Raw genomic sequence first — 5237 nt, forward strand, 5'->3', positions numbered from 1 at the left:
ACGAGATCCTCTTCAAGCGGCTGGCCGCCGACCTGAACCGGGCCAAGACCCGGCCGGGCAAGCACGCAGGCATCGAGGGGGAGGAGTTCCTGGACAAGGTGATCGACATCGACCAGTCCCCCATCGGCCGCACCCCCCGCTCCAACCCCGCCACCTACACCGGGCTGTTCAACGACATCCGGGAGCTGTTCGCCTCCACCCCCGACGCCAAGAGCCGGGGCTACAACGCCGGGCGGTTCTCCTTCAACGTGCGGGGCGGCCGGTGTGAGGCCTGCCAGGGCGACGGCCTGCTGAAAATTGAGATGCACTTCCTCCCCGACATCTACGTGCCCTGCGAGGTGTGCAAGGGCAAGCGGTACAACCGGGAGACCCTGGAGGTGCGCTACAAGGGCAAGAACATCTATGAGGTGCTGGAGATGACGGTGGAGGAGGCCCTCCCCTTCTTCGAGAACCTGCCCCGGCTGTACAACAAGCTCCAGACCCTCTACGAGGTGGGCCTGGGCTATGTGAAGCTGGGCCAGCCCTCCACCACCCTGTCCGGCGGCGAGGCACAGCGGGTCAAGCTGGCCACCGAGCTGGCCAAGCGCTCCACCGGCCAGACCATCTATATCCTGGACGAGCCCACCACCGGCCTGCACACCGCCGATGTGCACAAGCTCATTGAGGTGCTCCAGAAGCTGGTGGAGGTGGGCAACACCGTGGTGGTCATCGAGCACAACCTGGACGTGATCAAGACCGCCGACCACATCATCGATCTGGGCCCCGAGGGCGGAGACGGCGGCGGAAACATTGTGGTGACCGGCACTCCCGAGGAGGTGGCGCAGTGCGCCGCCTCCTACACCGGGCAATACCTCAAGCGCATGCTGTAAAAAAACGGCCGCCGTCGCCACCCACCAAGCGTTTTGCCTCTGGCAAAACCTTGATGCCGGGCGGATTCACTCCGCCCGAGCAGATAAAATCAATCCGGGGCCCCCGCGCGGCCTGCCGCGTGGGGATTGGCGACGGCGGCGGAAACATCGTCGTCACGGGCACCCCCGAAGAGGTGGCTGCCTGTGAGGCGTCCTATACCGGGCAGTACCTCAAGCGCATGCTGTAACCCGCCTGCCTGAAATACAGAGCCGCCGCGAGTTCTCGCGGCGGCTCTGCGCCCTGTCTGACCTTGCTCTATTTTCTGAATCTGGATTTTGTTTTAAGGTCAGTCCGGTGTTATACTGATCCCGTAAGTCAATGACAGCGAGGTGTGTCCCATGTCTGGACAAAAGGGCTTCACCACCCAGCGGCTGGTCATGCTGGCCATGATGACGGCGGTGGTGTTCGCCGTCAACTACCCCAGAATCATCATCCCCCTGCCCACCGGCGAGACCTCCTTCACCCTGGCCAACATCGCCTGCGTCCTGTCCGGGCTGCTGCTGGGGCCCGTGGGCGGCCTGGCCTCCGGCCTGGGCTCCGCCCTGTACGACCTGACCAACCCGGTCTTTGCCCCGGAGTGCTGGCTCACCTTCCTGACCAAGGGGGCCATGGGCCTGGGGGCCGGACTGGTGGCCGGCAATGCCCAGCGGCGGGAACGGCTGGGCTATCCCCGCTGTCTGGCGGCGGCCCTGACGGGCTGTCTGGTCTATTACGCGCTCTACTTCGGAAAATCCCTGCTCTACGACAACATGCTGGTGGGCGGCCTGCCCTTTGCCGCGGCGGCGGCCCTGCTGCCCCTGAAAATCCCCGCCTCCCTGTTCAACGGGGCGGCGGCGGTGGCGGCGGCTCCGCCCCTGTACCTGGCCATCCGCTCCGCCATGAAGCGTGCCCACCTGCCTCTGGCGTAAGCCGGTGTTGACAAGTTCCGTCCAAAGCCGTACAATAGATCTGCGCAATTTCACGTACCATTTCATCAAATTTCCCAAAAAAAGTTTAGGAGTGGAATGACATGGAAGAGAAGAAGTATACCTCTATGATCCGCCTGCGCATGTCCGCCAAGGACGCCCACTACGGCGGCAACCTGGTGGACGGCGCCCACATGGTTCACCTGTTCGGCGACGTGGCCACCGAGCTGCTGATCCAGTGCGACGGCGATGAGGGCCTGTTCTGCGCGTACAACAACATCGAGTTCAAGGCGCCTGTCTACGCCGGCGACTACATCGAGGCCTACGGTGAGATCACCCACATCGGCAACACCTCCCGCAAGATGAAGTTCGAGGCCCGCAAGGTGGCCGTGTCCCGCCCGGACATCAGCCCCTCCGCCGCCGACTTCCTGGCCGAGCCCGTGGTGGTGTGCATTGCCGAGGGCACCTGCGTGACCCCCAAGGACTGCCAGCGCATTCCTCACTAATCATTTCACCGGGAAAAAACTCCGCCTGCACAGCAGGCGGAGTTTTTTTATCATGCGTGCCGCCTGGCGGCGAGCATGGCGGGGACAAAGAGGCCCAGGCAGAATACCAGCACCAGGGCCAGCCTGACGGCGGAGAGCCGCCCCGGCCACAGGGCGGCCAGCGCCCCCCAGAGCAGGGGGAAGAGCACCATGGCCCCCAGCAGCCACACCCGCATGGCCCGCAGGATATGGGGCCAGTTGCTGTTGTTGATGTGCACCCCCGGCAGGCTCAGGCGGAACACCCCGTCGCTGTAGATGCTGATGCGGTTCTCGTTGTAGTAGGCGGGCAGGCGCTCCTTTACCCAGAAGCACAGCCACAGGGCGAAAACCAGGCTCATCCCCTCCACCAGCAGCACGGCGGGGCCCAGCTCCGCCCAGGAAAAGCCCAGGGCCCGGAGCGCAAGCGTCTCCGCCGCCCCGGCCAGCACGCACAGCACGCAGGCCAGCCGCCACCGCCGGCGGTCTGTCCGGCGCTCTGCCTGCTCCTCCCCGCCCATGCGGAGGGCGGAGCCCACCAGGGCCTCCACCTCCTCCACCGGAAGCTGGGGCTGGGTGGTGCGCTCCCCCCGCAGCAGCTCGGTGACGCTCACCCCCAGGCAGTCCGCCAGGGGGAGCAGCAGGGCCACGTCGGGCAGGCTCAGGCTCCGCTCCCACTTGCTCACCGCCTTGTCGGAGACAAACAGCCGCTCCGCCAGCTCCTTCTGGGTCAGGCCCTTCTCCTTCCGCAGCCGGGCCAGAAAGGCCCCGAATTTTTCCTTGTCGATCTCACAGTGTTCGCTCATATCGGTTTCCTCCTTCGCCCCTCCAGCCTAGCCGAAAGAGGCGCCCCCGTCAACCGACCAGCGGTAGAGTCCTTCTCCCCCAATGCTTTGTGGCCTCTGCGCATGGTGCGGCCCATCGCCCGGCAGGGAACCTGCTTCCCCCTCTATTGCAGAAGCTCGTCCGCAGTCACGCCCAGCACCTGGGCCAGAATCTTCAGCTCAACGTCTGTGACAAACCGTTTTCCACACTCAATTCGCTGAATCGCATTCTTATCCACGTCTACCCCGGCCAGCTGGAGCATATCGGCCAGCGCCCGCTGGGAGACCTTCGGCTTCATGGACTTGCGGAGCTGGGCCACCCGCTGGCCGCACAGGTTGCATCTCCCGTCCGGCCCCCGGTTCTTGTACATGGCATCGTCACCTCCGTTGAGCAGGAGGATAGGGATCCGGCTCGTCGGTCAGGCCGGCCAGGTAGTCCATGCTGGTCTTTAAGGCCACCGCCAGCCGCTTGCACTGTTCAAAGGACATGTGCCGCTTCCCGTTCTCAATTTTGGAGTAATCGCTCTGGTCAATCCCTGTCAGCATCTGGATCTTCACCTGAGAATAACCCAGCGCATCTCTCAGCTGTCTCAGTCTTGACATCATCATCACCCAAAGACAGTATGGCAAATTGACCTATTGAAAATAGGGTGATTTTGACCTATAATTGAGGCAGAGGTGAGTGCAATGAATTTCGATCAAACGGCCAGGCAGCTCTGTGCAAACGCCATCGGCAACTATATCATAACATATCTGGACTGTCTGAGCGATGAAGCCATTGCCCATATGACAGAGCTCTGCGCGGTTCAGCTGCTCCGCCGGATCAAGGAGATCCTGGACGATGAGGCACTGGACGATCCCACCTGCTTTCAGCGCATCGACGCCATTGTGAGCGCCTGGCATGAGGCCGGGCTGGAAACCGACCGGCACTGGGAGTGCGAGTGACCTCTGCCGCAGAACACAGGAGCGCCGCCCGAACCGGGCGGCGCTCCGTGTTTTACTCTTTCAGCCCCATCACGTCCATGCTGTGGCGCATGTGGATGGCCATGGCGTGCTCCGCGCCCTCGGCGTCCCCCCGCTGGAAGAACTCCATCAGCAGGGCGTGATCCCGCAGGGTGTCCTCCGCCAGCTGCTCCTGGTGCTCCCCCGCCGTCAGGGCGGCGGCCACCGCCTGGTCAATCAGCGGCAGCAGGCGCATGAGGAACTCGTTGTGGGCGGCCCGGACGATGGCGGCGTGGAAGGCCCGGTCTGCGGCGGTGCGGTCTCTGCCCGTCCGGATGCATTCCTCCACCGCCCGGCCCTTCTCCAGGATCTCCGCCCGCTGGGCCTCCGTGGCCCGGCGGCAGGCCAGGGCGGCGGCCTTGGGCTCGAACATGGCCCGCAGCTCAAAGAGATCCCGCAGCTGGCCCTTCACCCGCTCCAGGCCGGAGAAGCCGAAGTCGTCAATCTCCTCCACCCGTTCGGACACAAAGGTGCCCTTGCCCCGGCGCACCTCCAGCACCCCCTCGGCGGACAGGGTGCGGATGGCCTCCCGCAGGGTGGCCCGGCTCACCCCCAGGGCGGCGGACAGCTCCATCTCGTTGGGCAGCTTCTCCCCCGGCGCCAGGGCCTTCTCCACCACAATCTGGCCGTAGAGCCGCTCGGCGGTCTGCTGGGCCAGGCTTTTTTTCTCCATGGATCTCACTTTCCTTTCAGTCAGTCCTTGACAGCCTCTCCTCTATCCTATAATATATAGTCAGACAATACAAGTGTTATCATACAACTTGTGCCCATTTTTCTGGAGGAGGTTTTCCCTATGCGCAGCGACAACGTGACGAAGGGCGTGGAGCGCGCCCCCAACCGCTCCCTGTTCTATGCCCTGGGCTACACCAAGGAGGAGCTGGAGCGGCCCCTCATCGGCGTGGTGTGCTCCTACAACGAAATCGTCCCCGGCCACATGAACCTGGACAAGATCGCCGAAGCGGTGAAGGCCGGCGTCCGGGCCGCCGGCGGCACCCCGGTGGAGTTCCCCGCCATCGCCGTGTGCGACGGCATCGCCATGGGCCACATCGGCATGAAGTACTCCCTGGTCACCCGGG

Annotated in this window: 9 protein-coding genes; 5 read left to right on the forward strand and 4 right to left on the reverse strand. The window is 64.0% G+C overall.

Annotation, left to right across the window (positions count from 1 at the left end):
• The 3 genes from QZ378_RS12085 to QZ378_RS12095 all read left to right on the forward strand — a co-directional run.
• On the forward strand, positions 1-869 hold an 869-nt coding region (locus QZ378_RS12085), incomplete at its 5' end, for an ATP-binding cassette domain-containing protein (RefSeq protein WP_291258446.1).
• Positions 870-1247: 378 nt separating this feature from the next.
• Positions 1248-1817, forward strand: coding sequence for an ECF transporter S component (locus tag QZ378_RS12090; RefSeq protein ID WP_087236677.1), 570 nt, complete (start codon positions 1248-1250; stop codon positions 1815-1817).
• A gap of 101 nt (positions 1818-1918) precedes the next feature.
• Entirely contained in the window at positions 1919-2320 is a 402-nt protein-coding gene (locus QZ378_RS12095) for a hotdog fold domain-containing protein (protein ID WP_087236676.1), read from the forward strand.
• A gap of 50 nt (positions 2321-2370) precedes the next feature.
• Here QZ378_RS12095 and QZ378_RS12100 read toward each other — a convergent pair whose 3' ends face one another.
• From QZ378_RS12100 to QZ378_RS12110, 3 genes are all read right to left on the reverse strand, one after another.
• On the reverse strand, positions 2371-3141 hold the full coding sequence (locus QZ378_RS12100) for a helix-turn-helix transcriptional regulator (RefSeq protein WP_291258447.1): 771 nt from the start codon (positions 3139-3141) through the stop codon (positions 2371-2373).
• 143 nt (positions 3142-3284) lie between these two features.
• Positions 3285-3530 carry a helix-turn-helix transcriptional regulator gene (locus tag QZ378_RS12105; RefSeq protein ID WP_087236674.1) on the reverse strand — a complete coding sequence of 82 codons (246 nt, stop codon included), beginning with the start codon at positions 3528-3530 and terminating at the stop codon, positions 3285-3287.
• A gap of 7 nt (positions 3531-3537) precedes the next feature.
• Positions 3538-3762 (reverse strand): helix-turn-helix transcriptional regulator, encoded by a 225-nt coding sequence (locus QZ378_RS12110; RefSeq protein ID WP_291258448.1) that lies wholly within the window; start codon positions 3760-3762, stop codon positions 3538-3540.
• Positions 3763-3846: 84 nt separating this feature from the next.
• Here QZ378_RS12110 and QZ378_RS12115 point away from each other — a divergent pair, with 84 nt between their 5' ends.
• Positions 3847-4104, forward strand: a complete 258-nt coding sequence (locus tag QZ378_RS12115; protein WP_191529306.1) for a hypothetical protein — start codon at positions 3847-3849, stop codon at positions 4102-4104.
• Between the two features lie 52 nt (positions 4105-4156).
• Here the strand turns inward: QZ378_RS12115 and QZ378_RS12120 are convergent, their stop codons facing one another.
• Complete coding sequence (locus tag QZ378_RS12120; RefSeq protein WP_291258449.1) at positions 4157-4834, reverse strand: FadR/GntR family transcriptional regulator; 678 nt, start codon at positions 4832-4834, stop codon at positions 4157-4159.
• Between the two features lie 120 nt (positions 4835-4954).
• Here QZ378_RS12120 and QZ378_RS12125 point away from each other — a divergent pair.
• A partial coding sequence (locus QZ378_RS12125; RefSeq protein WP_291258450.1) for a dihydroxy-acid dehydratase occupies positions 4955-5237 on the forward strand: 283 nt, incomplete at its 3' end.

Origin of the sequence: Flavonifractor sp. (assembly GCF_019422385.1) — a bacterium.
GTDB lineage: Bacteria > Bacillota > Clostridia > Oscillospirales > Oscillospiraceae > Flavonifractor > Flavonifractor avistercoris.